Below are 25,945 nucleotides of genomic sequence, written 5' to 3' on the forward strand. Positions count from 1 at the left end.
TTATTGCGCATTAGCTGTTTCTGGTAAGTACTCTAACTCTAATCTTTGGTTGGCGTTCAAATATTTTTTTGCAACTTCCATAATTTCCTCTCTAGTAATAGAGCGGTATATATCTATCTGCGTGTTGATAAGATTAACATCATCAAATAACATATAATAGGTAGCTAAAGAACTAGCAATACCCTCTACGCTGCTGTTAGAATTAACAAAGTTGTTTTCAAACTTATTAATCAGCTTTTGGTGGTCTTTTTCAGAAATTAATTCGGTTTTTATTTTTTCTATTTCCTCATCAATTTCTTTTTGTAAATCTTCCAAGCTCGTTTCGCCTACAGGTAGTGCCCCAACTATATAATTGCTGTACTCCTCCTGGGTTACATTAAATGCTAGAACTTGTAACGCCATTTTTTTATCATCTACCATTTTCTTGTATAGCTTTGAGCTTTTGCCATCACTTAGATAGGTAGAAATCATGTCTAATACATAGGCATCACGCTCTGTCTGTGCAGGCGTTCTGTAAGCCATTAAAACCAAAGGAATCTGTATGTTAGGGTCGTAAAATTTAGCTTTAATAGTACTCTGTATAGGGTCTTCTTTGATAACTGTACGCTCAATTGGAGCACCTTTTGGAATAGGACCAAAGTAATCCTTCACCATTTTTTTAGTTTCTGCAATATCAATATCGCCAGCAACTACCAAAACCGCGTTGTTAGGTACGTAATAAATCTGATTAAATTTTTTAAAATCGTCTAAAGACGCGCTAGCTAAATGCTCTAAAGAGCCAATAGTGGTCCATCTGTACGGGTGCTTTTTAAATAAGTTTTTAGAAACTTGTTCAAAAACGCGTCCGTAGGGAGAATTATCTACACGAAGTCTTTTTTCTTCTTGTACAACCTCTTTCTGTGTGTCTACACCAATTTGATTAATAACAGGATGCATTAAACGCTCAGATTCTAACCAAAGTCCTAATTCTAAATTATTAGAAGGGAATACTTCATAGTAGTACGTTCTATCCATGTTGGTATTGGCATTATTTCTGCCGCCATTAGAAGAAACTATTTGAAACCATTTACCGCGCTCAATATTTTTGGTGCCTTCAAATAACAAATGCTCAAAAAAGTGAGCGAAACCCGTTTTTTCTGGGTCTTCATCCTTACCACCAACGTGGTACATTACAGATGTGGTTACTACAGGTGCGCTGTTGTCCTGATGTAAAATTACGTGTAGTCCGTTGTCAAGGTCGTATTCCTCAAAGCTCACGGATTGGGCAGAGAGGCCCATGGTCAGGGCTAATACGCCCATGACAGTTAGTGTAACTCTTTTCATTTTCTATAGTAGTTTAATTGATATACCTATCGGTTGGTCTAAGATAAAGCCAATTTGTTACAAGATAGAATTACTTAAAAAGAAAAACTTTGTATCGACTGTTAATTTTTGTAACTTTTAATAAAACTAAAAGCATGAAAAATAGCACGTTACCTATCAGATTTGGCCTAGTTACCGCAGCGGTATTGGTGGCCTATTTTTTAATTCTTTCTCTGTTTAACAAGCACACCAACATTTTCTATAGCTTGTTTAATGGTGTTATTACTGGTTTTGGAATTTATGAAACCATTAAATACTTAAAGCTTAAAGACGGAAATAAATTTGATTATGGAAGAGGGTTTAAATTTGGGTTAACTACGGGTGTTGTGGCAACCTTACTTTTTACATTCTTTTTTATGGTGTATAGCACTGAGCTGAATCCATTATTTTTGGAGCAATTGTCTGCGGTTTGGGCTAAAGACTATAGCAATTTTACGGCTATAGTATTTTTTACTGTGGCAATAATGGGTATGGCTACAAGCTTAGTGTTGACATTAAGTTTTATGCAATTATTCAAGTCATCGAAAAACATACTGAGTAAAGCATAAAAAAGACTTTTTTGCCCTTGTGGATTAAGGAATTAGCAGTATATTTGCACCCGCTATTTACGAAAATAGGGATTTAATTCAATTAAAACATTTAAATATGTACGCAATTGTAGAGATGGCAGGGCAGCAATTTAAAGTTGCGAAAGACCAGAAAGTATACGTACACCGTTTAAAAACAGAAGAAGGAGAAAAAGTTACTTTTGACCGTGTTCTTTTGTTAGATGACGCTGGTACAGTTACTGTTGGCGCCCCAGTCATAGAAGGTGCAGCCGTAGAAGCTAAGGTTGTAAAGCATTTGAAAGGCGATAAAGTTATTGTCTTTAAAAAGAAAAGGAGAAAAGGTTACCGTAAGAAAAATGGTCACAGACAATCTTTAACAGAGATTGTAGTTGAGAACATTTTGGCTAGTGGTGCTAAAAAAGCTGCTCCAGCTAAAGCAGAAACTCCTAAAAAAGATGCTCCTAAAGCCGCCACTAAGAAGGCAGCCAAAGGTGGAGACGATTTAAAGAAAGTTGAAGGTATTGGTCCAAAAATTGCTCAGACATTGAATGATGCGGGTATCACTACTTTTGCTGAGTTAGCAAAGACAGATGCAGCTAAAATTGCAGAAATCATTGCAGATGTACGTGGTAACCACGTTACTGATACTTGGCCAAAACAAGCAGAACTTGCGGCAGAAGGTAAGTGGGATGAGCTTAAGAAATGGCAAGATGAATTAGATGGTGGTAAAGCTTAAGTTAACCACTACAGAAAATTAGTAAAGACAAAACCTAGAAAACATGGCACATAAAAAAGGTGTAGGTAGTTCTAAGAACGGTAGAGAATCAGAATCGAAACGATTAGGCGTTAAGATTTTTGGTGGCCAAGCTGCAATTGCTGGTAACATCATTGTACGTCAAAGAGGAACCAAACACAATGCTGGTGAGAATGTATATCTTGGAAAAGACCATACAATTCACGCTAAAGTAGATGGTGTTGTAAAATTTGAGAAGAAAGCAGGAGGTAAATCCTTCGTTTCTATTGAGCCTTTCGAAGCTTAAGAAAACTCAAAATATAGTATTAAAAAGCCCTGTTCGAGTAAATCGGATAGGGCTTTATTATGTCTATTCTCAACTAAATTACAAACCTTACTGTTTTTTAATGGAACAGTAGGGATTACCACCGTTGGTTTCTAAACTTCTGACTTATAGCGTATTCTATATTCGCTTTTAAATATTCTTCTGGATTATAGTTAGGTAGTGGTAAAATAGATTCAAGTAGTTGTGTGTCCCATTTTTGCGGTTTTCCAGTCAAATACGGGGTAAGGTGAACGCCAATGGTTTCATAATAGAATTTTTCCAAAGTAGTTTCGAATCCTCCAACGCTATCTACAATTTCTTGTGTAAGTTGGTAATTTTTAAAATTAACCGCCTCTAAAATTTTTGATATTCCTGTAAGTATATGGGTACCTATTGGATTTACTATATTGAGTTGTTCTACAGGTTGGTCTATTACCTTACAAATTACTTTGGCGGCATAATCTGTTGGTATAATATTTAAGTTGCTATCATTACCAGCTTGTATACGTACGCTACCCTGTTCTGTTTTATGCTGAAAAAATTTAGCGAACAAATAAAACACCATGTATTTGGAGATAAAAAAACGGGGTTTCTCCAAAGCGTTACCACCTAGAACACTAGGTCTCAAAATTTGAATTTCAATGCCGTTTTCGCCACATTGTTGTGCCACATATTTTTCTGCGGCATGTTTAGAGGCTTCGTAGTAGTTTCTGTATTCTGCAGGCGTATAATTAAGGTAATCATTACCAATAACCCCATCTTGTTTGCCAGCGGCAAAGGCTGTACTGATGTAAACAAACTTTTTTAAGTATGGTTTAAAAGCAGTAAATAGCTGTTTGGTAAAGCTTAGATTCTCTTCAAAAATTTGGGCTTCGTCTTTTGGATTTACAGATAAATTCACAAAGCCAGCAGAATGTATCATGTAATAGCGCTGGTTTGCATCCAAAAAGTTTTCTGGTTGTAATGCTTTGCTTGCTTCTATTACCGTTAACTTATCCTGAATAGCTATTAAGTTCTGGGCAATAAATTTTGGAGCCATTGGACTGGTGAGCATATTTTGTATTCTATCACTAGCATCAACAGACTTCTTATTTCGTACTAAAAGGTGAATACTTTTTAGTTCATTTAACCTTTCTTCTATCAAGCTAAATAGCAGTTGTGAACCTAAAGTTCCTGTTGCTCCAGTTAAAATAATATGCATACTTGACTATTGGTTACTAAAAAAACAAACCCCTGCTTCTGCAAGGGTTTATAAAAGATTAACAAAGGTAAAAATTAATACCTGTAATATTCTGGCTTAAAAGGACCTTCTACGGTTACACCAATGTAAGCCGCTTGGTCTTCTTTTAAAGTAGTTAACTCTGCGCCCAATCTAGATAAGTGTAGTTCTGCAACTTTCTCATCTAAATGTTTTGGCAACATATAAACCTCATTATTGTAGTTTTCGCTATTTTTCCAAAGCTCTATTTGCGCTAAAGTTTGGTTAGTAAAACTATTACTCATTACAAAACTTGGGTGTCCTGTAGCACATCCAAGGTTTACCAATCTACCTTCTGCTAAAACAATAATGTCTTTACCGTTAACGGTGTATTTATCTACTTGTGGTTTAATTTCGTCCTTGGTGCTGCCAAAGTTTTCATTTAACCATGCCATGTCTATTTCATTGTCAAAGTGGCCAATGTTACATACAATAGCCTTGTCTTTCATGGCCTCAAAATGTTCCCCACGTACAATGTCCTTGTTACCTGTAGTGGTAATAACGATATCAGAATTACCAACAACGGTTTCTAATTTTTTTACTTCATAACCATCCATGCATGCTTGTAGCGCACAAATAGGATCTATCTCTGTTACGGTAACAATAGCTCCTGCACCACGGAAAGAAGCAGCGGTACCTTTACCTACATCACCATAACCACAAACGGTTACGCGTTTACCGGCCAACATGGTATCTGTTGCTCTACGGATAGCATCCACTGCACTTTCTTTACATCCGTATTTATTATCAAACTTAGACTTGGTAACAGAATCGTTTACGTTTATAGCGGGCATAGGTAAAGTTCCGTTTTTTACACGCTCGTACAAACGGTGTACTCCTGTAGTGGTTTCTTCTGATAAACCCTTTACACCTGCAGCTAGTTCTGGGTATTTATCCAAAACCATGTTGGTAAGGTCACCACCATCATCTAAAATCATATTTAAGGGCTGTCTATCCTCTCCAAAGAATAAGGTTTGTTCAATACACCAATCAAACTCCTCTTCGTTCATACCCTTCCAGGCATAAACCGGAATACCTGCAGCGGCTATGGCAGCAGCAGCGTGGTCTTGGGTAGAGAATATATTACAAGAACTCCAAGTAACATCTGCTCCAAGCGCTACTAAAGTTTCTATAAGTACAGCTGTTTGTATGGTCATGTGCAAACAACCAGCAATACGGGCACCTTTCAAAGGTTGTTCTTCTTTATATTCTTCCCTTAAAGCCATTAAACCGGGCATCTCTGCTTCTGCTAATTCTATCTCTTTTCTACCCCAATCGGCAAGGGCAATATCCTTCACCTTAAAAGGAACGTATGCAATTGTTTTTGTACTCATACTATTTTTAATTTATTTTGATAGCAATTTTAGCCGCAAAGGTACAAATTACTTATCTTTTACAAGTGCCCGTTTATAAAACCATAACAGTATCGCCTACCACTAAAGTGTTGCTTTGGAAGGTAGAAGAACCCGAAGCAGTATTGGCCAAAGATGTATTGCTAACCCCACATTGCCAGAACCGCATGGATGGGATGAAATCTGAAAGCCACCGAAGGGCCTTTCTAAGCATTAGACATTTGATGGCTTTGGAAGGTTATGCAGATAGTGATTTGTATTACGATGAAAATGGAAAACCCCATTTAAAAGATGGAAAGCATATTAGTATAACCCACTCCTACAATTTTACTGCAATAATACTAAGTGATTCGCATGAGGTAGGTATAGATATAGAAAAGCAGCGCGATAAGATTATAAAAATTGCACATAAATTTACCCCTATAGAAGAGTACCATACGTTGGCCAATGCCGAAGCCATTATTCGTAAACTAACCATTGTCTGGGGTGCCAAGGAATCTCTATACAAAATTTATGCCCAGCCGGGTCTTAGTTTTTTAAAGCATATAGATGTACAAGACTTTACCATGGATACTGGAAAAACAACTGCACAAATAGTTTATGGCGATAAAAAATCGGTTTACGAAATAGATTTTTTAGAGTTTGAAGGGTTTACTTGTGTTTATGCTCAGCGTAATCTTGGTAGTTGAGGCTTTTAACAGTAGCTTTATGGGCCTAAACAAAAACCATGAAAATTTCTGTAGAGCTAACCTTGTCGCCTTTACAAGACGATTTTGAACCTATAATCATCAGTTTTATCAAAAAACTCCGTGACTCTGGTCTTACCGTGCAAGAAAACGCATTAAGTACCCATGTTTATGGGGAGTATGATAAGGTCATGGCCTTGTTAACAGAAGAGATTAAAGAAGCCTTGGAATTGATGGAACATGGTTTGCTTTATATGAAAATAGTAAAGTCTGACCGAAGCTCTTATGAACCAAATTTTTGATTTTTTCCTTTCCGCATATCAAGGAAGAAGTTGGTCTTTAATTTTACTAGAAGCTACCGCCTTTTTCTTTGGTATTGCTTCTGTAATCTATGCCAAGAGAGAAGATATTATGGTGTACCCAACTGGGTTGGTGGCAACAGTGATTACGTTCTATCTATTTTATGTAGACCGTTTGTTTGGAGACATGATGATGAATTTCTACTACTCCATTATGAGTATTTATGGTTGGTGGAACTGGTCTAGGACTAAAGAAAAACAGCAAGTTGTAGTTATTTCTAGAACCAACACTAGAGAAAAAGGTATTGGTTTTATCTTCTTTTTATTAACCATGTTTATTACGTATAGTGTTTACCAGTGGTTTGGTAAGGCGTTAGAGATACCTAATTATATAGATATTATTACCTCTGGTATCTTTTTTACAGCTATGTGGTATATGGCAACAAAAAAGTTAGAAAACTGGACGTTGTGGATTGTGGGCGATTTAATTACGGTACCTTTATATGCCTATAGAGGATGGGGAATGTTTGCATTGCAATATTTTATATTTACCCTATTGGCCATTCAAGGATACAAACAATGGAAGAACAGCTTAAACAACAGCCCAGCAACCTCCTAAAAGTTGTGCTTTTTGGGCCAGAGTCTACTGGTAAAACAACCTTATCCAAAGGACTTGCTGCGCATTATAATACCAAATGGGTTCCAGAATACGCCCGTGAATATTTACAAAACAAATGGGATAAAGAGCAAAAAGTCTGTGAGCCAGAAGACTTGCTGCCCATAGCTGCTGGTCAAATGCAACTAGAGAATCAACTTTCTAAAACAGCAAAAAATATATTGATTTGCGATACCGATTTATTAGAAACTAAAGTGTATTCAGAAGCGTATTATCTAGGGTATTGTGATCCATTGCTAGAAAAGTATGCGCTAGAAAATAATTATCAGTTGTATTTGCTTACCTATATAGATGTACCGTGGGAAAAGGATGATTTAAGGGACAAACCGACTCAAAGAGAAGAAATGTTTGCTTATTTCCACAAAACCTTAAAGAAGTATGATAAGAATTTTGTTATTTTAAAAGGTAGTCGTGAAGAACGATTACAAACAGCTATAAACATCATCAATAAACTACTGTCAGCATGATAAAACTATCTACCGAAGACCAAAATCAACTAAGTAAAAAAGGCATTTCAGAAGAAAAAGTACAACAACAAATAGCCACATTTAAAGAAGGTATTCCGTTTGTGACTTTGGATAAAGCCGCAGTGGTAGGCGATGGTATTGTAAAACTATCAGAACAAGAAGAAAAAGAACTTACTGCGTTATTTGATTCAAAAAAGAACCAACTACACTTATTAAAGTTTGTACCTGCTTCTGGAGCCGCTTCTAGAATGTTCAAGGCCATTTTTAATTTTGTAGATGCTTACAATCCAAAGCAAGGAAGTCTAGATGCCTATATAGATAAAACTGGAGATAAGGCGGTAAAAAAATTTAGAGACGGTATGCCTAACTTTCCTTTTTATATGGAACTCATGCAAAAAATTGAAGGTGCTTATAACTCAGAAGATGAGAAAGTACATCTTTTTGCTAAAGAAATGTTGGCAGAGGAAGGACTCAATTATGGTTTTTATCCTAAAGGGTTGTTACCGTTTCACTTGTATAAAGATGGGAGTGCAACGCCTTTTAAAGAGCATTTAAAAGAAGCTGCTTTGTATGCTACTAGTGAAGGTATGGCAAATTTACATTTTACCATTTCTCCGCAGCATCAAGAAATGTTTACAAAAGAAGAGGCGAAATCTGCACCCGAAATAAACAAGGCAACCGAGACTAATTTTTCTATTACATATTCCAATCAAAAGCCGGCTACAGATACCATAGCTGTAAACATGGATGATACTCCCTTTCGTAATGCAGATGGGAGCATTCTTTTTAGACCTGGAGGTCATGGAGCACTAATAGAAAATTTAAATGATCAAGAGGCAGATATCATATTCATAAAAAATATAGATAATGTAGTGGTAGAATCTAACCTTACCGCAGTAGCAGAAAGTAAAAAAATGCTAGCGGGATTGTTATTGAAAATTCAAGAGCAGGCTTTTGTGTATGCCTCGGAATTAGAGAATGATAAGGTTGCAGAAGACAAATTGGAAGAAATAACTACTTTTTTACAAGACAAGTTAAATGTGCGTTTTTCGTCAGATTTTAAACAGTTATCTCCAGAGGCGAAAATTACTCAACTTAAACAAAAGATAAATAGGCCTATCCGTGTATGTGGAATGGTAAAAAACGAGGGTGAACCCGGTGGTGGTCCATTTTTCATTAAAGATACAGAGGGCAACGTTTCGCTTCAAATTATAGAATCAGCTCAAATTAATAGTAAGGACAGTGCTCAAATGAGCATTTTACAAAACAGTACGCATTTTAATCCAGTAGATTTGGTTTGTGGAGTTAAAAATTTTAAAGGCGAAAAGTATAATCTGTTAGAATATGTAGATACAAAACAGGGCTTTATAACAGGTAAGACCAAAGAGGGTAAGGAGCTAAAAGCATTAGAATTACCAGGTCTTTGGAATGGTGCTATGGCATTTTGGAACACTATATTTGTAGAAGTACCGTTGGTAACTTTTAACCCAGTAAAAACGGTAAACGACTTATTGAAACCTACACATCAAGTACAATAAAAAATTACCAGTAACAAAAGGACGGATTTATAATCCGTCCTTTTTTATACTAATACCTGTAGGAGTAACAGGTAATGCTTTAAGCCAATCATTACCATATTTATCCAATAAATAGTTAGCTAAAGCAGCATTATGTTTTTGCGCATTGGCAAAGCTTATTGGGTCAATTGCACAGTTTTTAAATATAAAACCAATACCAACGTTTTTTTTAAATGCAGCCTGCCTTTTATTATCTGTGGGTAATATGGTATGGATAATAAAATTTAAAGTGCCTTTAGCCAGCTGCTCTTCTATTACAGTTGGTGTTAGTTCATGGCCGTAAGTATTTGTAACAAACGGAATACTACTATTAGAATCTAAAAGAGTTATTGTTGTAATAGATTTGTTTTTTAGGAGTTTGGGAGCATTTATAGATGCAAAAAAGCCCTTACTTACAAAATCTAATTTGTATCTGCCTTTTTGTGGTAATAGAACTTGTCTTGTGGCCGTATTTGTAAATGCTATTTTTTGCTGGGTTTCTTCAATTATTAGAAATCCTTTTTGAAATGCAATATCTGTTTTGTTCTTAAATTGAATGGTAACTGCAACTTCTTTGGCAAAACTTATTTGAGTTGAGATGTACAATACAAATAGAAGGATAAGCCTGAGCATATTAAAAATGGTTTTTTTAAAAGACGTTGGCCAAAAAAGAATGTGACAAAATCTTATAAAGTATACATATTGTTGTTTCCTTTTTACACACTTTGTGTATTGGGATACAGTGGTTTATACACTATACTAGAATTTAAAATTAGCATATAACATTGATAATCAATAACCTATGCTTTTTTTGCTTTGGTACACTAATTCTGGTATTATTTTTCCTCTATACCTAGAACAAAGTTTAACATTAAAACACAGACAAAATGAAAAAGTTATTTTTTGCCACAGCATTAGCAATCGGAAGTTTATCAGCAGTAACAGCTTCTACAGCTACTTTACACGACGGAATCATGAGCGAGGTAATCGCAGAAGAATTTAAAGAAATAGCAGTGTCTGACCTGCCTGCTGCTGTATCTGATGCAGTTGAAACTGATTTTGCTGGTGCTACCATCAACAAAGCATACATGAACGAGAATCAAGAATTTAAACTAGAAATCACTGCTGCAGACGGTTCTGAGCAAACCTTATACGCAGATGCAGAAGGTAACTGGCTAGATATGTAATATATCCGCTTAAGTTTATTACGCTAAAAAGACCGCAATTGCGGTCTTTTTTTATGCATTTGTATTCACTTTTAAGATTTTTTAATGGCTTTGCAGACTTAGGCAATACTATCTTTGTATAGTAACCCCATCTCATATGCCAAATATTTTAGTAGTAGATGATGACGTTGCTTTTTGCAACATGCTCAAAGGATTTTTAGAACGACAAAAATTTTCTGTTTTACATTCCTTTGGTTTAGAAGATGCGCTACAAAAATTAGAAAATACCCCTTTTACTGTTTTATTGACAGATTTAAGACTACCCAACGGCTCTGGCATAGATTTATTAGAAATTGTAAAATCTAAACAACCCAATTGTCATGTAGTGGTAATGACGGGCTATGCAGAAGTAGGTAGCGCGGTGGATGCAATGAAGAAGGGAGCGGCAGATTATATTGCAAAACCATTTGCTCCAGATGCTTTACTGAACATTATCAATAAATTAATAGCGAATAATAATACTGCTACAAACAAACAAAAATCTGTAGTACCTAAGATTAAAATTGAGAATGCAAAAAGCACTACAAGAGTAGTTGGAATAAGTGAAGCTGCAGAAAAACTTAATGAGCATATTAAATTGGTGGCACCCACCAACATGTCCGTTTTCATTAATGGAGCTAGTGGCACAGGAAAAGAAGTTACAGCAAGGGCAATACATGAAAATAGTAGAAGATGTAACGGCAATTTTATTGCGGTAGATTGTGGCGCAATACCCAAAGAATTGGCTGCTAGTGAATTTTTTGGGCATGTAAAAGGTAGTTTTACAGGAGCTGTAGAGGATAAAATTGGCTGTTTTGAAGCAAGTTCTGGTGGAACACTTTTTTTAGATGAGGTAGGCAATCTTTCTTATGAAAATCAAATTCAGTTGTTGCGTGCACTACAAGAACGTAAGATTAAAAAAGTAGGAAGTACCAAAGAAATTTCTGTGGATATTAGGCTAGTAACTGCTACCAATGAAGATTTGGAGCAGGCTGTTGCACAGGGTAAGTTTAGAGAAGATTTATACCACCGTTTAAATGAGTTTACTATAAATGTCCCTGCCCTAAAAGAAAGAAGGACAGATTTACCATTATTTTTAGATTATTTCTTAAATAAAGCGAACGTTGAGTTAGATAAGAACATTATCGGGTTTTCTGCCGATACACTACAAAAACTAACACAATACGCCTGGCCAGGTAATTTGAGAGAATTGCAAAATCTAGTGAAAAGAATGGTATTGCTTTGCCAAGAAAATGAAATTACGGTTAATCTATTGCCGCCCTATATTAAGGAAGCTGGTTTAAAAGAAACACAAACTTCTGGCGCCATAGACGAATCTTTAATTTTAAACAAGGAAGAATTAGAGAAAAAAAGAATTTTAAAGGCACTAGAGCAAACAAAATATAATAAAACAAAGGCCGCGAAACTACTGCAAGTTACCCGTAAAACCTTGTACAATAAAATTGCGCAATACAAACTAGAAGTTTAAATAAGCTTTTAATTCATTCAAAACATTTTCTAAGGCTTTGGTGAAATGCTCTTTTGATCTTGTTTTTGCTTCTGCTTCTAATTGTTCTAAGTGGGGGATTACTTCGCTTATCTGCAACAACCTAAACATAGGTAGCATTTTGTGAGCAATTTCTTTAATGACAACCTGATTTTTACTTGCCAATGCATGCTCTATTAGGCTATAATTTTTTAACGTTTCTTGATAAAAGATTCTTAAATTTTCTCTTAATTTTTCATCTAACTGTGCAGGGTCTAAAAAGCCTGTTAATGGTTCAGTATTTAAATAGTAAAACGTTTGTTTTGTGGTGTTTTTAACCGTGTCTACTGTAGATGCTATTTTTAAGTGGTTCATTAATGCAGATTGCAGCTCTCCTTTAGAAAAAGGCTTGTACAATAGGTGAGCAAAACCTGCCTTTATACAGCGGTGTGCATTTAAAGTTCTATTTCCAGTCATTGCTATAATTGGCTGCCCTTTATAATGCGGCATTTGCTGTTTAAATGCGTGTAAAACCTCAAAACCCGTGTTAGTTGGCATTTGCATATCAGTAAATACAATATCATATTCAAAACCTATCGTTTTTGGAACATCAGAAAGCTTGGTAAAGGTCTTGTGGGGAATGTTTAACTGTTCTAAAAAGGTAGATAGTAAGGCTAAAAGACTCGTATCATCATCAATTAATACTACTTTTTTGGAGCTGTAATCTGTAGATTTGGAACGGGAATTAGTATCAATATGTTCTACAGGTACTTCTACATAAAATGTAGTTCCTTTGTTTTCTTCACTTGTAAAAGATATTTTCCCGCCTAAAAGGTGTGTAAGTTTCTGCGCTATGGTAAGTCCCAAACCATAACCTTCTTTCTTTACATTCGTTTCTGCTTGCGTAAATTCTTTAAAAATGGTTTGCTGTATCAACTTAGGTATTCCGCTGCCTGTATCTGCAATGGTTATCTTTAACTGGGCATCCTTTTGTAGGTCGGCATTAATTTTTACATAACCATTTTGGGTAAATTTAAATGCGTTAGAAATTAAATTAGTGAGTATTTGGCGTAATCTAAATGGATCTGTTTTAAAGGTTTGCTGTAATGTTGCTGCTATGTCTAATTGTAATGCCACAGCGGTATTTGCTGGCTTTAGGCTTGTTGCAATCTCCTCTATCAGTTGAGCTGGGATAAAATTTGTGGGTTCTATAAGTAATTTGCCAGCTTCTAACTTAGAAAAGTCTAATAAATCATTCGCTAATTTATTTACATGGTTTGCAGCTACCTGTATGTTGCTTATGTATTTTACGGTGTCTTCTTTTCGGTTTGCCGTTGGCAGTAAATCTGCATATCCTTTTATAACTCCTAAAGGGCTACGCATATCATGAATTACAGTTTTAATAAGCTGCTCCCTGCTCTGCAGTAATTCCTTGGTGTACGTATTTGCAGCTTCTAATTGTGTGCTTAGTCGTTGTACTCTTCTAAAATCTCTAGTGATAAAATAGATGGATAATAGAATGATAATAAAAGCGAGGATGCCTAACCACTTAATATTTTTAGTGCTTTTTTTTAGGGCGATGGATTGTTCTAGGTTTGCATTTGCAGTAATGGCTAAAACTTCTTGTTCCAAAGTGCTCACTAAGTCTCGCAGTTTTTGCGATATTTCTATATCAGCACGCAATATTTGATATTCTTTGTTCGCTATTTGTTGATTCTGGCGCAAGTGTTTTTTACGTGTATCTAGTAGTAAATCTTGAGTAGCAATTAAGATGCTATCTACCATCTTACGTTCATTTTCTGCACCCTCTTCTCGTTTGGCATTTTCATTTAGTAGTTCCGCATAGGCAATCACACTTTTTTGTGTTGCTTCTGGTAGTTGGTCAAAATTGGGCACTAAAGCTCTCGGGGTTATAGTGCCCACGGTAGCCTCTAATGTTTTTATTTTTAAGATGAGACTGTCTAAAGACTTTTCTGCGTAGTTCTTTGTTGCTAATCGTCTAAGCTGGTCGTTATTGGCTACTTTCTGCTGTAGTAATATGGCTAAACTATCTAACAGCGAAATATGTTTGCTGCTCTCACTGCTCATTTTAAGAGTGTCTATCAAAAAAAGAATGCTGTCTACTTTTACGGCATAGGCTGCAAAATCCTTTTTTGTATTGCGTTGCAGAGCTAGTTTAGATAGATTTTCCGCAGCATAAATGTCATTAGTAAGCGTACTTATTTTTAAAAGGCGTTCCTCCTTTGGATTAATTTTTTGCGTTTTAGGCAGTATATTTTCTAACTCCAAATAGAAAAACCATCCAGCTAAAATGGCTAAAGATGCTAATACTATATAGCTTAAGACAATCTTTACAATAAAAATTTTACGTTTTTCCAAACCTGTGCTAAATGCCCAAATTTATTGAGGTTTCAAAATTTTGAGCACCAATAAAAAGTTAATTGTTAACCCAAACAAGTAAATTTTTTTTCTTAAAAATGTGACCCATTTAAAAAAGGGGTGTCTTACTTATAGAAACAAAAAATAAGAGACGTGTTAAAGTCTATAATTTACGGAGTAGCATTTTTAACAGCATTGGCAATAGCATCTCATTATTTAAATGAAGAAAAGACAATTAGGGTTGAGGCAAAAATTGTTTCTGCAGAAGTTCATAGATAAGTTATTCACATTCCGTTTTAGCCACTAGGCTAGCGGATCATTGGTTGGTTGATTTGGTTGGAAGGGCCGTACGGTTCTCACCTTACGGTCCTTTTCTTAAAAAGCTGCCATTATAAACACTTAAGATAATGCTATATTACACTAACCATGCGTTGTCTAAGGTCAATTACAAACAAAGATAATTTTCCATGTTATCCTTGTACCCCGAATCAAAATAGTTTGTTAGATTGATCCTTTTAAGGCTGTCCCCAGGACGGCCTTTTTTGTATTTTATATTTTAGGTATTACATTTGCCGCCATCTCAAAGGGGTGCTGCTTTTAAGTGGCTGAGATTATACCCATTGAACCTGGGCGGGTAATGCTGCCAAGGAATTACGCGGTTAGCGTTCATGGTAAAAAGCATCTAGTAAAACTAGAAGCAAAGCAAAAATTAGCAAAAACAGAATAATAACCCCTTTTATTCGTATTTAAATTACGAATCAGAATGAATTATTCATTAGTGAAAAGGTGCTGTAGCATAGCTTTAAAACAAAGCGTTTTTGGGATATTATTTTTTGGATTACAACTAGTTGTAGCACAAAATCAAGCTCCGGATACTACTCAAGGAACCAAAGTGGTACTAGATGAGGTTTTAGTGCAAGCAGTAAGAGTAACTAAAGCCACACCCGTTACATTTTCAGATTTAGATAAGGAAGAAATAGCTCCAAGAAATTTAGGACAAGATATTCCCATTTTAATGAACTTTTTACCTTCTGTGGTTACTACATCAGACGCTGGTGCAGGGGTTGGTTATACTGGGATTAGGGTAAGAGGTTCTGATGCTACCCGTGTTAACGTAACCATAAATGGTATTCCGTACAACGATGCTGAATCTCAAGGTACTTTTTGGGTAAATATGCCAGATTTTGCATCCTCCACAGAAAGTTTACAGTTGCAAAGAGGTGTGGGGACATCTACAAATGGAGCAGCTGCTTTTGGAGCTAGTTTAAATTTGTTAACAGATGCTATTTCAGAAGAAGCATTTGCGCAAATAGGGAGTTCTATTGGCAGTTACAATACCTTGCGAAACAATGTAAAATTTGGGACAGGTTTACTTAGCGACCATTTTGAATTCTCTGGCCGACTTTCTAGAATTACTTCTGATGGGTATATAGATAGAGCATCATCTGATTTAGATTCTTATTTTTTACAAGGTTCTTTTAAAGATGATAATACACTCATTAAAGCACTACTTTTTGGTGGGCACGAGGTTACCTATCAAGCATGGTATGGTTTTGAACCAGAATATGTGGCTGCATTAGGGGCAAATCCGGATATAAAAGAGAATCCAACATATAACGTTGCTGGAGTTTATTTTGATGACGCAGGTAATATTCAGTTTTATGATAAAGAAGAGGATAACTACAAACAAGATCATTTTCAATTACATTGGAATCAAAAATGGAGTGCAAACTGGAATACCAACATAGCAGTTCACTTTACTAAAGGTAGAGGTTATTTTGAACAATTTAAAGAGGACGATGATTTTGCTACCTACGGTTTTACACCTTTAGAGGTGAATGGAGAAGAGGTGAATACAACAGATGTAATTAGAAGAAGATGGTTAGATAACGATTTTTATGGAACAGTTTTTTCTGCTAATTATGTAAATGATGATTTAGACTTGATTATAGGTGGTGGTTGGAATGCATATGATGGCGACCATTTTGGAGAAATTATTTGGGCAAGGTACGCCACGGATAGCGAAATAAGAGACAACTACTATTTTGATCAATCGCGTAAAACAGATTTTAATAGTTATGTAAAAGCTAATTACAAGTTAGATGAGCATTGGAGCCTGTTTGGAGATGCTCAATATAGGTCTGTTAGTTATACTGCCAACGGAGAAGATACGGGATTGGTAGATGATGATTTCAACTTTTTTAATCCTAAGGCGGGTATTACTTTCGATTTAAATAGAAACAATAATTTCTATTTTTCTTACGCAAGAGCAAGTAGAGAGCCTAATCGTAACGATTACGAAAACGGTACTCCAAAGCCAGAAAAACTCAATGATTTTGAATTAGGTTGGCGTTATGTAAGTCCATCTTTTCAAGTAAACACTAATGTTTACTACATGCGCTACCAAAACCAGCTGGTTCTAACCGGGGAATTAAATGATGTTGGGGCACCTGTACGTGCTAATGTAGGAGATAGCTACAGATTAGGATTAGAGATTGATGCAGCATACCAAAGAGACTGGTTTACATGGCAAGGTAATATAGCATTAAGTGATAATAGAAATTTAGATTTTTTCTTTACTAGAGACGGAGAATTGACAGATTTAGGAAATACTAAAATTGCCTATTCTCCTGGATTGGTGGTAGGAAACGTAATTGGATTTAAACCTGTAGAGAATTTGCAGTTTTCTTTTTTAACCAAATTAGTAGGTGAACAGTATATGGGGAATATAGATGCTATGCGTTCTAAATTGGCTAGTTATTCTCAAACAGATTTTAACATACAATACAGCATCCCAACTAATGGTTTTTTTAAGAGTGTGGTCTTGTCTGGTTTAGTGAACAACGTATTTGATCAACACATAGTTTCTAATGGGTATTTTTATACGTACGATGACGATTGGAGTACTGAAGGAGTTATAACAACTATAGAAGGTGCCGGGTATTATCCGCAGGCTGGAATAAATTTCTTGTTGGGCGCATTGGTTAATTTTTAACTTTGCACCCACACCCTGAGCACCGAGATGATGTAAACTATTTGGTGTAGTTCCCCCAATTGTTTCGATTTGTGAAGGGTGTTTCTGCTTAATATAGTCTAAAATACTTCTACTATAATGCAAGCATCTGAGTTTTTTACACACAAGCCAATACGTTGGGGCATAGTGGGTTGTGGCGCGGTTACAGAAGTTAAAAGCGGACCTCCTTATCAATTTACGTCACACTTTGAACTACGGATGGTAATGCGTAGAGATGCAGAAAAAGTGGCAGATTATGCTAAGAGGCATCAGGTGCCAGCTTTTACAACAAAAGCAGAAGATTTAATCAATTCATCGGAAATTGATGCAATTTATATTGCTACACCACCGCATTTACATAAAAAATATGCGCTAAAAGTAGCCGAAGTTGGCAAGCCCTGTTGTATAGAAAAACCCTTAGCACCATCTTATAAGGAGGGTTTAGAAATTTATGAGGTTTTTGAAAAGAAAAATATTCCGCTTTTTGTAGCGTATTACCGTAGGTCTTTACCCCGTTTTTTAAAGGTGAAAGAATGGTTAGATAGTGGCGCAATTGGTAGACCAAGACACATTCATTGGTTAAAGACTAGAAATGCAAGTTTTTTAGATAAAAACAAACACTATAATTGGCGTACAGATGCCAATATTGCGCCAGCAGGCTATTTTGACGATTTAGCGAGTCACGGCCTAGATTTATTTTGTTTTCTATTAGGTGATATCATTTTAGCTAAAGGTATCGCTATAAATCAACAAGGGTTATATACCGCTAAAGATGCAATTTCTGGTGTTTGGGAACACGCTAATGGAGTTTTGGGTACAGGCACTTGGAATTTTGCTACGCATGAGCCAAAAGATGAGGTGGTGATTCTGGGTGAAAATGGAGAAATTAGATTTTCTGTCCTAGGAGAAGAACCGGTAATACTAAAAACAGCAACACAAGAAGAAAGTTTGTTTATTCCTCACCCTAAGCATGTACAAGAATTTCATGTGCATAATATACAGCAACACTTGCTTGGAATTTTAGAGCATCCATCTACAGGGAAAACGGCATTGCATACCAGTTGGGTTATGGATAAGATTTTAGGAGCTATTTAGTTAGAAATTATTACAGAACTGCCAGCCACAGTTGTGTTGTAGAACAAAAGGTCATAATAGCGCTGACCATCATCAGGTCTGTTTAGCATGGACCCAGAAAATAAACTGTATTCATAGTCATCACAACTACAAACCACATTTGACCCATCTAAAGTCATAGTAGAACACTCATTAGGAGCATGATTAGGGCAACTGGCTTCAAACGCAAAAAAAGTGTCTGGCCCAGTGCGCATCACAAAAGCACCGCGGGTGCCTACACCATTATTTCCCACATAAATGGGATTGCCAACACTGTTTAGATTACTGTAGAGGGGTAAATTAAGGTTAAGTTCAAACCGGAAGCCCACCTCTTGTAAAAAGGGATTTCTGTTTGTAGTGTTTTTATCGCATCCAAAAAGCAAAAGGGTGACAATCAGTAAAAAGAAATATCTCATCCTAAAAATTTGCCGTAAAAGTGGTCAAAAATTATGTATATTTGCGTTAATCCTCTCTAAAAATCACGAAATGGTGGTTGTGCAGAGGATTTTTCAATTAATAAATAAAGCGAAACGTAGGGAAAAGACAATTTTTCTCCTGCGTGTTTTTGCTTAAAATATAAGATATATGTCAAAAGTTTCATATTATACTCCAGAGGGATTAAAGAAGTTGAAGGAAGAGTTAGACCAACTTAGAGATGTAGAAAGACCCAAAGCATCCCAAGCTATTGCAGAAGCAAGAGATAAAGGCGATTTATCAGAAAATGCAGAGTATGACGCTGCCAAAGAAGCTCAAGGCCTTTTAGAAATGAAAATTGCCAAGTTGGAGGAAACCGTTGCCAATGCAAGAATTATAGATGAGTCTCAACTAGACACCTCTAAAGTATTGGTGCTTTCTACTGTAAAATTAAAGAACCAAGCCAATGGTATGGAAATGAAATATACCTTAGTTGCAGAAAGCGAAGCTAACCTTAAAACGGGTAAAATATCCGTGACCTCGCCTATTGGTAAAGGGTTATTAGGTAAATCTGTGGGCGATGTAGCAGAAATAAAGGTGCCTAACGGAACTTTACAATTTGAAATATTAGAAATAACCAGAGACTAGGTTATTTCGTTTTAATGAATATCTTTAATCCTGTCTACTAAAGACAGGATTTTTTTTGGTAAAAACATAACTATGGCGAGCATTTTTACAAGAATTATTAATGGCGAAATACCCTGCTACAAAATAGCGGAAGACGAACAGTTTTTTGCGTTTCTAGACATTAACCCCAATGCAAAGGGGCATACGCTCTGTGTACCTAAAAAAGAGGTAGATAAGTTATTAGATTTAGACGAAGAAACGTATATGGGGTTAATGGCGTTTTCTAGAAAGGTAGGTAAAGCTATAGAGGCAACAATAGATTGTAAGCGGGTAGGGATGACTGTAATTGGTTTAGAAGTACCTCACGTACACGTGCATCTAATTCCCTTACAAGGCATGCATAATGCCACTTTTAAACATAAAGAAAAAGTAGAGGCAGTGGAGTTGGAAGCAATAGCAGCAAGCATACGTGCAAATATGGCTTAAGCAATTAAAAAATATGTACCTACACCTACCGCAACAACCGCTAGGGCAATTAATACAAATGTAAGTGTAGTTGGTTTGGTTGCCTTTTTTTCCGGAGTAGCTAGTTTATTGTAATACTCAAAAACCCGTTCTATATCTTCGGTCCAGTTTACAGGGTAAATCATAGAATAACAAGTTTTACATTTAATCTCATGAGAAATTTGAGTTGTAATTCTATGAAAAAAAGCATTGTAGGTATGTTTTTGGTAAAAGGTTAGTTTTAGTAACTGGTTGTAACATTCTGGGCAATTATTGGTAAGCTCAACTTCTTTAATTGCAATATTTTTTTCTTTTGCCATGGCCTACTTTGTTTTTAATAAAATCTGCATTACTGTACCTTCTTTGCTAGATGTTAATACTTTAATTTTTCCCTTATGGTATTCCTCTACAATTCTTTTAACTAGAGAAAGCCCCAATCCCCAACCTCTTTTTTTTGTGGTTACTCCAGGATTAAAAATTGCATTAAATTCACTTTTTGGTATTCCGTGTCCGGTGTCTGTAATAGATATAGAAACATAGTTATCTTTTAAGGCAATGTGCAAGTCTATATCTCCTTTTCCACGCATGGCATCTATGCCATTTTTAACTAAATTTTCAATGCTCCAGTTGTATAGCGGTGGATTTAAAGGTACCAATAATTCATCTATTTCTGTTACAAAGGAAAAACGGATAAGTCTAGAACTCCTTTTTTTAAGATACTCGTAAGCTTTCCGGGTTTCTTCTACAATATCATGTGGTTTAAGTTCTGGCATAGAGCCAATTTTAGAAAAACGTTCGGTAATGGTTTGTAGGCGATCTATGTCTTTAGCAATTTCTTTGGTAATTTCCGGATTAATAGCTTCAGTTTTTAATAGCTCATTCCACCCCAATAAAGAGGTTAATGGTGTTCCTATTTGGTGTGCCGTTTCTTTAGCCATACCTGCCCAAAGTTTGTTTTGTTCAGAAGCTTTGTTTGTTTTAAAAAAGAAAAAAATGACGGTCGCAAAAAGGCAAATGATAAGTAGCAATGCCAGTGGATAAAACTTTAGTTTGTTCAACACTTCAGAATTACCGTAATACAGTGTTTCTAACAATTCACCTCCTTGTATTATTTGTATGGGAGTATTTTCACTTTTAAATTGGGCAATTTTTTTTTGAATATAAGTAGAGTCTTTCCCTAATTCTGCAGGTATGTTGTGCGTTTTTATGGAGCCTTCTTCATTAACCAAAATCATAGGAGTAGAGGTATTGTTGCCTAATACTTTCAGCGTAAGGTCTCCTAATTCTTTATCTACTGAGCTTTGTATTAATTCTGATTGAGCGGTGGCCCAAATTTCCATTTTCAAACGTTCTTCTTCTTTAAACTTTTTAAAAAAGCTGTTGGTATTCCAAAGAATTAGCGCTACAAAAATAAAAGCGGATAGGAGTAGCACTAGGTTAGAAGTACGTTTTCTAGGATTGAATTTCATTCCATAGGTTGTATGGGATTAAAGATAAAGCAAAATGTATTAATTGTTGAAAACATCCGCTTGTTGCATTTTAAATTTAGCCTCTAAATTGCCTATTTTTGAAGTCAATAAATAGTTTTAGATGGAAGTTCAGGGAAGAATTAAAATGATAGACGAAACTAAGACCTATGGTAACAATGGTTTTAGAAAAAGAGAAGTTGTGGTAACCACGGAAGAGCAATACCCACAACATATTTTAGTTGAGTTTGTACAAGATAAGTGCGATTTATTGAATTCTTACCGTGCAGGACAAATGGTGAAGGTGAGTATAAACCTTAGAGGTAGAGAGTGGACTAATCCACAAGGTGAAACTAAGTATTTTAACTCTATCCAAGGTTGGAGAATAGAAAATTTGGAACAACAAGCTCAGGGTGGAGACAACAGTATGCCACCAGTACCTCCTATGGAAGCTTTTGAGCCTGCCGATGATTTTAACGATGAAGACCATGACGATTTACCTTTTTAATTAAAAAAAGTTTAATACATAAGTAAGCCATCAGTTATTGATGGCTTTTTTATTTTAAAGCGTTAGCTATTGTTGCGAATAAGCACTAAAAAGGGTTGCTTAAATGATTTTATTTAAATAGTTTTCTAGAAAACAAACTGATGGATCCAAGTGGCAAAAACGCAATTTACTATCTAGATGATAGGTTGTGGTTTCCGCCAATAGCACATGCTAATGCAGAAGGACTTTTGGCGGTTGGTGGGGATTTATCTCCAGAGCGACTATTATTAGCCTATAAGAGCGGAATTTTTCCTTGGTTTAATGATGACGCCCTTATCTTATGGTGGTCTCCTGATCCAAGAATGGTACTTTTTCCAAATAAAATTAAAATCTCTAAAAGTATGCGTAAAGTGCTAAGGGATAATCAGTTTAGATTAACCATTAATCAAGACTTTGAGTCGGTGATAATCCATTGTGCTAAAAAAGACAGAAAGGACCAAGAAGGTACCTGGATAACAGATAAAATGATAACGGCTTATATGGACTTGCACCAACGTGGATTTGCTACTTCTTATGAGGTTTGGGAGCAAGATAGATTAGTTGGCGGTTTGTACGGTGTAGATTTAGGTCATGTCTTTTGTGGAGAGAGTATGTTTAGCCTTACTAGTAATGCTAGCAAGTTTGCCTTTATACACCTGGCGCAACACCTATCCCATAAAAAATACAGCATAATAGATTGTCAAGTTTACACAGAACACTTAAAATCATTGGGCGCGGAAGAAATAGACAGAACAGTCTTCTTATCTTATTTAAATGGAAATATTGAGGGTGGATAGGAAGAATAAAATGTGATGTTGGTCCTCTAAAGCATCTTCCAAACGATATTCTGTACCTATTTGAACTTTACACGTATCAGACAAAAACCAACCCAATTGTAAAGTTAATCTTTGGTCATATTCTGGATTCATTTTTTTACCTACACTAACTAGGGATTCGCAATTACCTACTAGGTAAGTTTCCCCTAAATCTAATCGTTCTCCATTTAGTGGTAAATCCAATGAAAATCGATATCTAAATCTATGAATAAAGTTATTGGTTGTGATACGTTGTTCCGTTCTAAATCGGTGTCCGTATCTTAGGCTAAATGGTCTTTTGGTAAAATCGTATTGTTGGGTAAAGCGTAATTCGTTCGCTTTAGCTTCAAAGGCTTCCCTAAATCTAAATTGAACACCCAGAGCTATACTTTGATTGTCCATTAGTTTATAATTACTAAAGTGAACTGCATCTATTTGTCTTACTGCTAGACTAGCTTCCTCATTTCTGTAAAAATAGCTGCGATTTTGAACACTGTAATTTTGGCTATAAAAAGGATTTACTTTGTAGTTCAAAGCAATTTTTGGCTGTAAATATCCTGTAAAATCTTGTCCTTGAACACTGCAAAAACAGAAGAGGAATAATAGTAGAAATGCCCAATATTTAATACCGTACATAGTCGTATTTTTGGGGAATACTTTCTCTGCTATTAAGATGTTGCCCAGCTGCATTAAACAAAATTTCTATTTCTTTAAAGCCTTTTTTGGTGCGGAAGGCAACAATCATCTCATAACGTATTTCTTTGGTAAGTAGGTTTTGAAAAGCATTTTTTAGTGTAGTCTGGGCACTACCGATATTAGGATAATGTTGCTGAATTTTTTTAATGCGATAGCGACTAAATTTGCTATTTAAATATACCTGCATTACCTCCCAACTGGCATCTGGTATATCTATTTCTTCAATAATATATTCTACATCTTCTAGTACACCATGCGCATCAAACTCTACGCTATAATGTATTTTGCCAGATTTAAATTTGGCCTCATAAGAAAGTTTGTCGCCGTCTTTCTCTTGATAAAAGCGTAAGTGCTTAGAATTGGTTAAATAAGGCACTAACCTGCTATAAGCACTGGACGGAAATTCATCTTCTGAAATACGGATTTCTCGTTCGTTTTTAGTTTGTGCCATAAGGGTAAGGCAATACATTAAAGAGAAAAAAAATAGAAGCACTTTAGATTTCATCATACCTAGAACAAGAAGTTATGTGGTCATTTACCATGCCTGTAGCTTGCATAAATGCATAAACTACAGTGCTGCCTACAAATTTAAAGCCTCTTTTTTTTAGGTCTTTACTTAAGGCATCAGAAATAGGAGTTGTAGCAGGTATTTCTTTTAAGCTGGTAAAACTATTCTTTATTGGTTTATGGTTTACAAATGACCATATATAATGACTGAAAGAGCCAAATTCTTCTTGCGTTTGTATAAACGCTTGGGCATTGGTTACTGTGGCACTTACTTTTAGTTTATTGCGTATAATACCAGCATCCGTAAGCAGGTCGTCTATCTTAGATTGAGGATAAGCGGCAATCTTTTTGTAATCAAAACCATCAAAAGCAGCTCTAAAGTTTTCTCGTTTTTTTAAGATGGTAATCCAACTTAGACCAGCTTGGAAGGTTTCTAAGACTAGAAATTCAAATAAAGTAGCATCGTCTTTAACAGGAACACCCCATTCTGTATCATGATATGCCTCATATAACGGGTCTCCTATGCACCAGCCACATTTAATTGAATCCATCAGGTTTAATTTTTAGGAGAAAGGTAGAAAGTTTTTATAAATTAAAAATGGCGAAACATATAAAAGCCCCTAACTGCAGTTACAGTTAAGGGCTTTCTAAGTACACTAACCAAATTTACTACTTAGACATCTCTTTTTTATTACCTGCGGTCAAAAGTAATTCTTCGTTATTTACAGCACCATTAAGGTCAGCTGTTAAAGTTCTGTAAGCATTGAAGAATTTTTTGCCATCTACCTTTTTAAAACGAACTTCTGTTGCGCCTTGTTTATTTGTTTTTATATCTGTTACCTCTACGGCATTGTAGTGTATGCTAGATAGATTAGCAATACCACCTTTTTTAATAATAAAGTTCTTTTTTGGAACATTTACATACTTAAAATCAGAACCAGAAGGTTCCCCAATAGTCATAATAGTTCCCACATTTACTTGGTCTTTAAATGATTCTTGCGCTTGTAGCCCAATGCTCATGAGAAAGGCATACAAACCAAGTGCAAATAGTTTTGCTTTCATAGTCTTTAAATTTCTGTTGTTGTTCATTATTTATTTGTCTTTTGAGTAGTAAGGCTTGTTTTGGCCACCTTTAAAACTCAAAGTAAAGATACTGTGATGTAATGTTATCTCAAAGTAATACCATTGTTAAAATTAGTTAAGCTATTAGAATGTAATAGTAATACTATTATATTTGCGGTCTATTTTAAAGTTATGGATAGATTATTACAAAATATTAAGATTGCTATTAATGATAATATTTACGTAAAGGATCCGGAATCTTCCGAACTTGGCCGTAGAATTATTGAGTACAGTATTGTTCTAATAGATGAAATAGGGTTTGAGGCCTTTACTTTTCGTAAATTAGGAGAACGGATTGGTAGTAATGAAAGTTCTATCTACCGTTATTTTGAAAATAAACACAAACTGCTGGTCTATTTGTCTTCTTGGTATTGGGGGTGGTTAGAGTATCAATTGGTATTCGCAACTCATGGAGTTCCAGACCCAGAAGAGAAACTATCAAGGGCCATAGAAATTATCTCTAGAAATAAGGTAGAGGATCAAAACTTTGGCCATATTAACGAGGTTTTATTAACTAGAATTGTAATTAATGAATCGTCCAAGTCTTACCTGACCAAGGAAGTAAAGCAAGAAAACCGAGATGGTTATTTTGTTATTTACAAAAGAATGGTACATAGGTTAGAAGAGATGATACGCACTTGCAATCCCAATTATAAGTACACTACAAGTTTGGCGAGTACTATAATGGAAACTTCACTGCATCAACATTTTTTAAAGGAACATTTACCATCATTAACTAACGGTGGTGAAGATAATGCCACCACGACCTTTATTAAGGAAATGGTTTTCAGTACGATTAAAAAATAACTA

General features: G+C 35.6%; 30 protein-coding genes and 1 riboswitch. Of the genes, 18 read left to right on the plus strand and 12 right to left on the minus strand.

Going from position 1 to position 25,945, the window contains the following annotated elements:
- Complete coding sequence (locus FBT53_RS07440) at nucleotides 1-1,323, minus strand: pitrilysin family protein (RefSeq protein WP_136950536.1); 1,323 nt, start codon at nucleotides 1,321-1,323, stop codon at nucleotides 1-3.
- A gap of 134 nt (nucleotides 1,324-1,457) precedes the next feature.
- Between FBT53_RS07440 and FBT53_RS07445 the strand changes: the two genes are divergently transcribed.
- The 3 genes from FBT53_RS07445 to rpmA all read left to right on the plus strand — a co-directional run bounded on the left by FBT53_RS07445 (nucleotide 1,458) and on the right by rpmA (nucleotide 2,950).
- Nucleotides 1,458-1,910: a DUF4199 domain-containing protein gene (locus tag FBT53_RS07445; RefSeq protein WP_136950537.1), complete on the plus strand. Its 453-nt coding sequence runs from the start codon at nucleotides 1,458-1,460 to the stop codon at nucleotides 1,908-1,910.
- A 97-nt stretch (nucleotides 1,911-2,007) separates the two neighbouring features.
- Nucleotides 2,008-2,646 (plus strand): 50S ribosomal protein L21, encoded by a 639-nt coding sequence (gene rplU / locus FBT53_RS07450; RefSeq protein ID WP_136950538.1) that lies wholly within the window; start codon nucleotides 2,008-2,010, stop codon nucleotides 2,644-2,646.
- A 43-nt stretch (nucleotides 2,647-2,689) separates the two neighbouring features.
- Nucleotides 2,690-2,950 carry a 50S ribosomal protein L27 gene (gene rpmA, locus FBT53_RS07455; protein ID WP_136950539.1) on the plus strand — a complete coding sequence of 87 codons (261 nt, stop codon included), beginning with the start codon at nucleotides 2,690-2,692 and terminating at the stop codon, nucleotides 2,948-2,950.
- 115 nt (nucleotides 2,951-3,065) lie between these two features.
- Here the strand turns inward: rpmA and FBT53_RS07460 are convergent, their stop codons facing one another.
- Nucleotides 3,066-4,169, minus strand: coding sequence for an SDR family oxidoreductase (locus tag FBT53_RS07460; protein ID WP_136950540.1), 1,104 nt, complete (start codon nucleotides 4,167-4,169; stop codon nucleotides 3,066-3,068).
- 74 nt (nucleotides 4,170-4,243) lie between these two features.
- A complete protein-coding gene (gene ahcY / locus FBT53_RS07465; protein ID WP_010516405.1) occupies nucleotides 4,244-5,560 on the minus strand; it encodes an adenosylhomocysteinase in 1,317 nt (438 codons plus the stop codon).
- Between the two features lie 65 nt (nucleotides 5,561-5,625).
- On the opposite strand from ahcY, the gene FBT53_RS07470 reads away from it, so the two are divergent.
- From FBT53_RS07470 to FBT53_RS07490, 5 genes are read left to right on the plus strand one after another with little or no spacing between them, the layout of a single operon-like run.
- Nucleotides 5,626-6,267: a 4'-phosphopantetheinyl transferase superfamily protein gene (locus FBT53_RS07470; RefSeq protein WP_136950608.1), complete on the plus strand. Its 642-nt coding sequence runs from the start codon at nucleotides 5,626-5,628 to the stop codon at nucleotides 6,265-6,267.
- A 38-nt stretch (nucleotides 6,268-6,305) separates the two neighbouring features.
- On the plus strand, nucleotides 6,306-6,566 hold the full coding sequence (locus FBT53_RS07475; RefSeq protein WP_136950541.1) for a YkoF family thiamine/hydroxymethylpyrimidine-binding protein: 261 nt from the start codon (nucleotides 6,306-6,308) through the stop codon (nucleotides 6,564-6,566).
- Entirely contained in the window at nucleotides 6,550-7,182 is a 633-nt protein-coding gene (gene pnuC, locus FBT53_RS07480) for a nicotinamide riboside transporter PnuC (RefSeq protein ID WP_169630334.1), read from the plus strand. The genes FBT53_RS07475 and pnuC overlap by 17 nt, the downstream gene beginning before the upstream one ends.
- Nucleotides 7,143-7,706, plus strand: coding sequence for an AAA family ATPase (locus FBT53_RS07485; protein WP_136950542.1), 564 nt, complete (start codon nucleotides 7,143-7,145; stop codon nucleotides 7,704-7,706). The genes pnuC and FBT53_RS07485 overlap by 40 nt, the downstream gene beginning before the upstream one ends.
- Nucleotides 7,703-9,244: a DUF4301 family protein gene (locus tag FBT53_RS07490; protein ID WP_136950543.1), complete on the plus strand. Its 1,542-nt coding sequence runs from the start codon at nucleotides 7,703-7,705 to the stop codon at nucleotides 9,242-9,244. Before FBT53_RS07485 ends, FBT53_RS07490 begins: the two co-directional genes overlap by 4 nt.
- 27 nt (nucleotides 9,245-9,271) lie before the next feature.
- On the opposite strand, the gene FBT53_RS07495 is transcribed toward FBT53_RS07490, so the two are convergent.
- On the minus strand, nucleotides 9,272-9,895 hold the full coding sequence (locus tag FBT53_RS07495) for a hypothetical protein (RefSeq protein WP_136950544.1): 624 nt from the start codon (nucleotides 9,893-9,895) through the stop codon (nucleotides 9,272-9,274).
- A 254-nt stretch (nucleotides 9,896-10,149) separates the two neighbouring features.
- On the opposite strand from FBT53_RS07495, the gene FBT53_RS07500 reads away from it, so the two are divergent.
- Together FBT53_RS07500 and FBT53_RS07505 are read left to right on the plus strand one after the other, a co-directional pair.
- Complete coding sequence (locus FBT53_RS07500; RefSeq protein ID WP_136950545.1) at nucleotides 10,150-10,449, plus strand: hypothetical protein; 300 nt, start codon at nucleotides 10,150-10,152, stop codon at nucleotides 10,447-10,449.
- Between the two features lie 136 nt (nucleotides 10,450-10,585).
- The gene (locus FBT53_RS07505) at nucleotides 10,586-11,956 is read left to right on the plus strand and encodes a sigma-54 dependent transcriptional regulator (protein WP_136950546.1); all 1,371 of its coding nucleotides are present in this window, start codon (nucleotides 10,586-10,588) and stop codon (nucleotides 11,954-11,956) included.
- Here the strand turns inward: FBT53_RS07505 and FBT53_RS07510 are convergent.
- Nucleotides 11,945-14,332: a hybrid sensor histidine kinase/response regulator gene (locus FBT53_RS07510; protein ID WP_136950547.1), complete on the minus strand. Its 2,388-nt coding sequence runs from the start codon at nucleotides 14,330-14,332 to the stop codon at nucleotides 11,945-11,947. The two genes, FBT53_RS07505 and FBT53_RS07510, sit on opposite strands and share 12 nt — an antisense overlap.
- 153 nt (nucleotides 14,333-14,485) lie before the next feature.
- Here FBT53_RS07510 and FBT53_RS16360 point away from each other — a divergent pair, with 153 nt between their 5' ends.
- The 3 genes from FBT53_RS16360 (at nucleotide 14,486) to FBT53_RS07520 (ending at nucleotide 18,440) form a co-directional block, all read left to right on the plus strand.
- Nucleotides 14,486-14,611, plus strand: coding sequence for a hypothetical protein (locus FBT53_RS16360; protein WP_255578244.1), 126 nt, complete (start codon nucleotides 14,486-14,488; stop codon nucleotides 14,609-14,611).
- A 295-nt stretch (nucleotides 14,612-14,906) separates the two neighbouring features.
- Nucleotides 14,907-15,000, plus strand: a riboswitch (TPP riboswitch).
- Between the two features lie 95 nt (nucleotides 15,001-15,095).
- Nucleotides 15,096-17,327 carry a TonB-dependent receptor gene (locus FBT53_RS07515; protein WP_136950548.1) on the plus strand — a complete coding sequence of 744 codons (2,232 nt, stop codon included), beginning with the start codon at nucleotides 15,096-15,098 and terminating at the stop codon, nucleotides 17,325-17,327.
- 117 nt (nucleotides 17,328-17,444) lie between these two features.
- Entirely contained in the window at nucleotides 17,445-18,440 is a 996-nt protein-coding gene (locus tag FBT53_RS07520; protein WP_136950549.1) for a Gfo/Idh/MocA family protein, read from the plus strand.
- On the opposite strand, the gene FBT53_RS07525 is transcribed toward FBT53_RS07520, so the two are convergent.
- Nucleotides 18,437-18,874, minus strand: a complete 438-nt coding sequence (locus FBT53_RS07525; RefSeq protein WP_136950550.1) for a hypothetical protein — start codon at nucleotides 18,872-18,874, stop codon at nucleotides 18,437-18,439. The two genes, FBT53_RS07520 and FBT53_RS07525, sit on opposite strands and share 4 nt — an antisense overlap.
- A gap of 169 nt (nucleotides 18,875-19,043) precedes the next feature.
- On the opposite strand from FBT53_RS07525, the gene greA reads away from it, so the two are divergent.
- The gene (greA, locus tag FBT53_RS07530) at nucleotides 19,044-19,520 is read left to right on the plus strand and encodes a transcription elongation factor GreA (protein WP_136950551.1); all 477 of its coding nucleotides are present in this window, start codon (nucleotides 19,044-19,046) and stop codon (nucleotides 19,518-19,520) included.
- A gap of 72 nt (nucleotides 19,521-19,592) precedes the next feature.
- Nucleotides 19,593-19,985 carry an HIT family protein gene (locus FBT53_RS07535; RefSeq protein ID WP_136950552.1) on the plus strand — a complete coding sequence of 131 codons (393 nt, stop codon included), beginning with the start codon at nucleotides 19,593-19,595 and terminating at the stop codon, nucleotides 19,983-19,985.
- Here FBT53_RS07535 and FBT53_RS07540 read toward each other — a convergent pair.
- Together FBT53_RS07540 and FBT53_RS07545 are read right to left on the minus strand one after the other, a co-directional pair.
- A complete protein-coding gene (locus FBT53_RS07540) occupies nucleotides 19,982-20,323 on the minus strand; it encodes a hypothetical protein (RefSeq protein WP_136950553.1) in 342 nt (113 codons plus the stop codon). The genes FBT53_RS07535 and FBT53_RS07540 overlap by 4 nt on opposite strands.
- A 3-nt stretch (nucleotides 20,324-20,326) precedes the next feature.
- Nucleotides 20,327-21,472, minus strand: a complete 1,146-nt coding sequence (locus FBT53_RS07545) for a PAS domain-containing sensor histidine kinase (RefSeq protein ID WP_136950554.1) — start codon at nucleotides 21,470-21,472, stop codon at nucleotides 20,327-20,329.
- 121 nt (nucleotides 21,473-21,593) lie between these two features.
- Between FBT53_RS07545 and FBT53_RS07550 the strand changes: the two genes are divergently transcribed.
- Both FBT53_RS07550 and aat read left to right on the plus strand, forming a co-directional pair.
- Nucleotides 21,594-21,977, plus strand: coding sequence for a DUF3127 domain-containing protein (locus FBT53_RS07550; RefSeq protein ID WP_136950555.1), 384 nt, complete (start codon nucleotides 21,594-21,596; stop codon nucleotides 21,975-21,977).
- Nucleotides 21,978-22,117: 140 nt separating this feature from the next.
- Complete coding sequence (gene aat, locus FBT53_RS07555) at nucleotides 22,118-22,792, plus strand: leucyl/phenylalanyl-tRNA--protein transferase (protein ID WP_240729780.1); 675 nt, start codon at nucleotides 22,118-22,120, stop codon at nucleotides 22,790-22,792.
- Here aat and FBT53_RS07560 read toward each other — a convergent pair.
- The 4 genes from FBT53_RS07560 to FBT53_RS07575 all read right to left on the minus strand — a co-directional run bounded on the left by FBT53_RS07560 (nucleotide 22,766) and on the right by FBT53_RS07575 (nucleotide 25,075).
- Nucleotides 22,766-23,446, minus strand: a complete 681-nt coding sequence (locus tag FBT53_RS07560; protein ID WP_136950556.1) for a DUF2490 domain-containing protein — start codon at nucleotides 23,444-23,446, stop codon at nucleotides 22,766-22,768. The genes aat and FBT53_RS07560 overlap by 27 nt on opposite strands.
- Entirely contained in the window at nucleotides 23,433-23,957 is a 525-nt protein-coding gene (locus tag FBT53_RS07565; protein ID WP_136950557.1) for a hypothetical protein, read from the minus strand. Before FBT53_RS07565 ends, FBT53_RS07560 begins: the two co-directional genes overlap by 14 nt.
- Nucleotides 23,958-24,000: 43 nt before the next feature.
- On the minus strand, nucleotides 24,001-24,564 hold the full coding sequence (locus FBT53_RS07570) for a DNA-3-methyladenine glycosylase I (RefSeq protein WP_136950558.1): 564 nt from the start codon (nucleotides 24,562-24,564) through the stop codon (nucleotides 24,001-24,003).
- Between the two features lie 118 nt (nucleotides 24,565-24,682).
- Nucleotides 24,683-25,075, minus strand: coding sequence for a hypothetical protein (locus tag FBT53_RS07575; protein ID WP_136950559.1), 393 nt, complete (start codon nucleotides 25,073-25,075; stop codon nucleotides 24,683-24,685).
- A 192-nt stretch (nucleotides 25,076-25,267) separates the two neighbouring features.
- Between FBT53_RS07575 and FBT53_RS07580 the strand changes: the two genes are divergently transcribed.
- On the plus strand, nucleotides 25,268-25,942 hold the full coding sequence (locus tag FBT53_RS07580) for a TetR/AcrR family transcriptional regulator (RefSeq protein WP_136950560.1): 675 nt from the start codon (nucleotides 25,268-25,270) through the stop codon (nucleotides 25,940-25,942).
- Nucleotides 25,943-25,945: the final 3 nt, after the last annotated feature.

This window comes from Flavobacterium sp. ASW18X, assembly GCF_005144745.1.
In the GTDB taxonomy this organism is placed as follows: Bacteria; Bacteroidota; Bacteroidia; order Flavobacteriales; family Flavobacteriaceae; genus Croceivirga.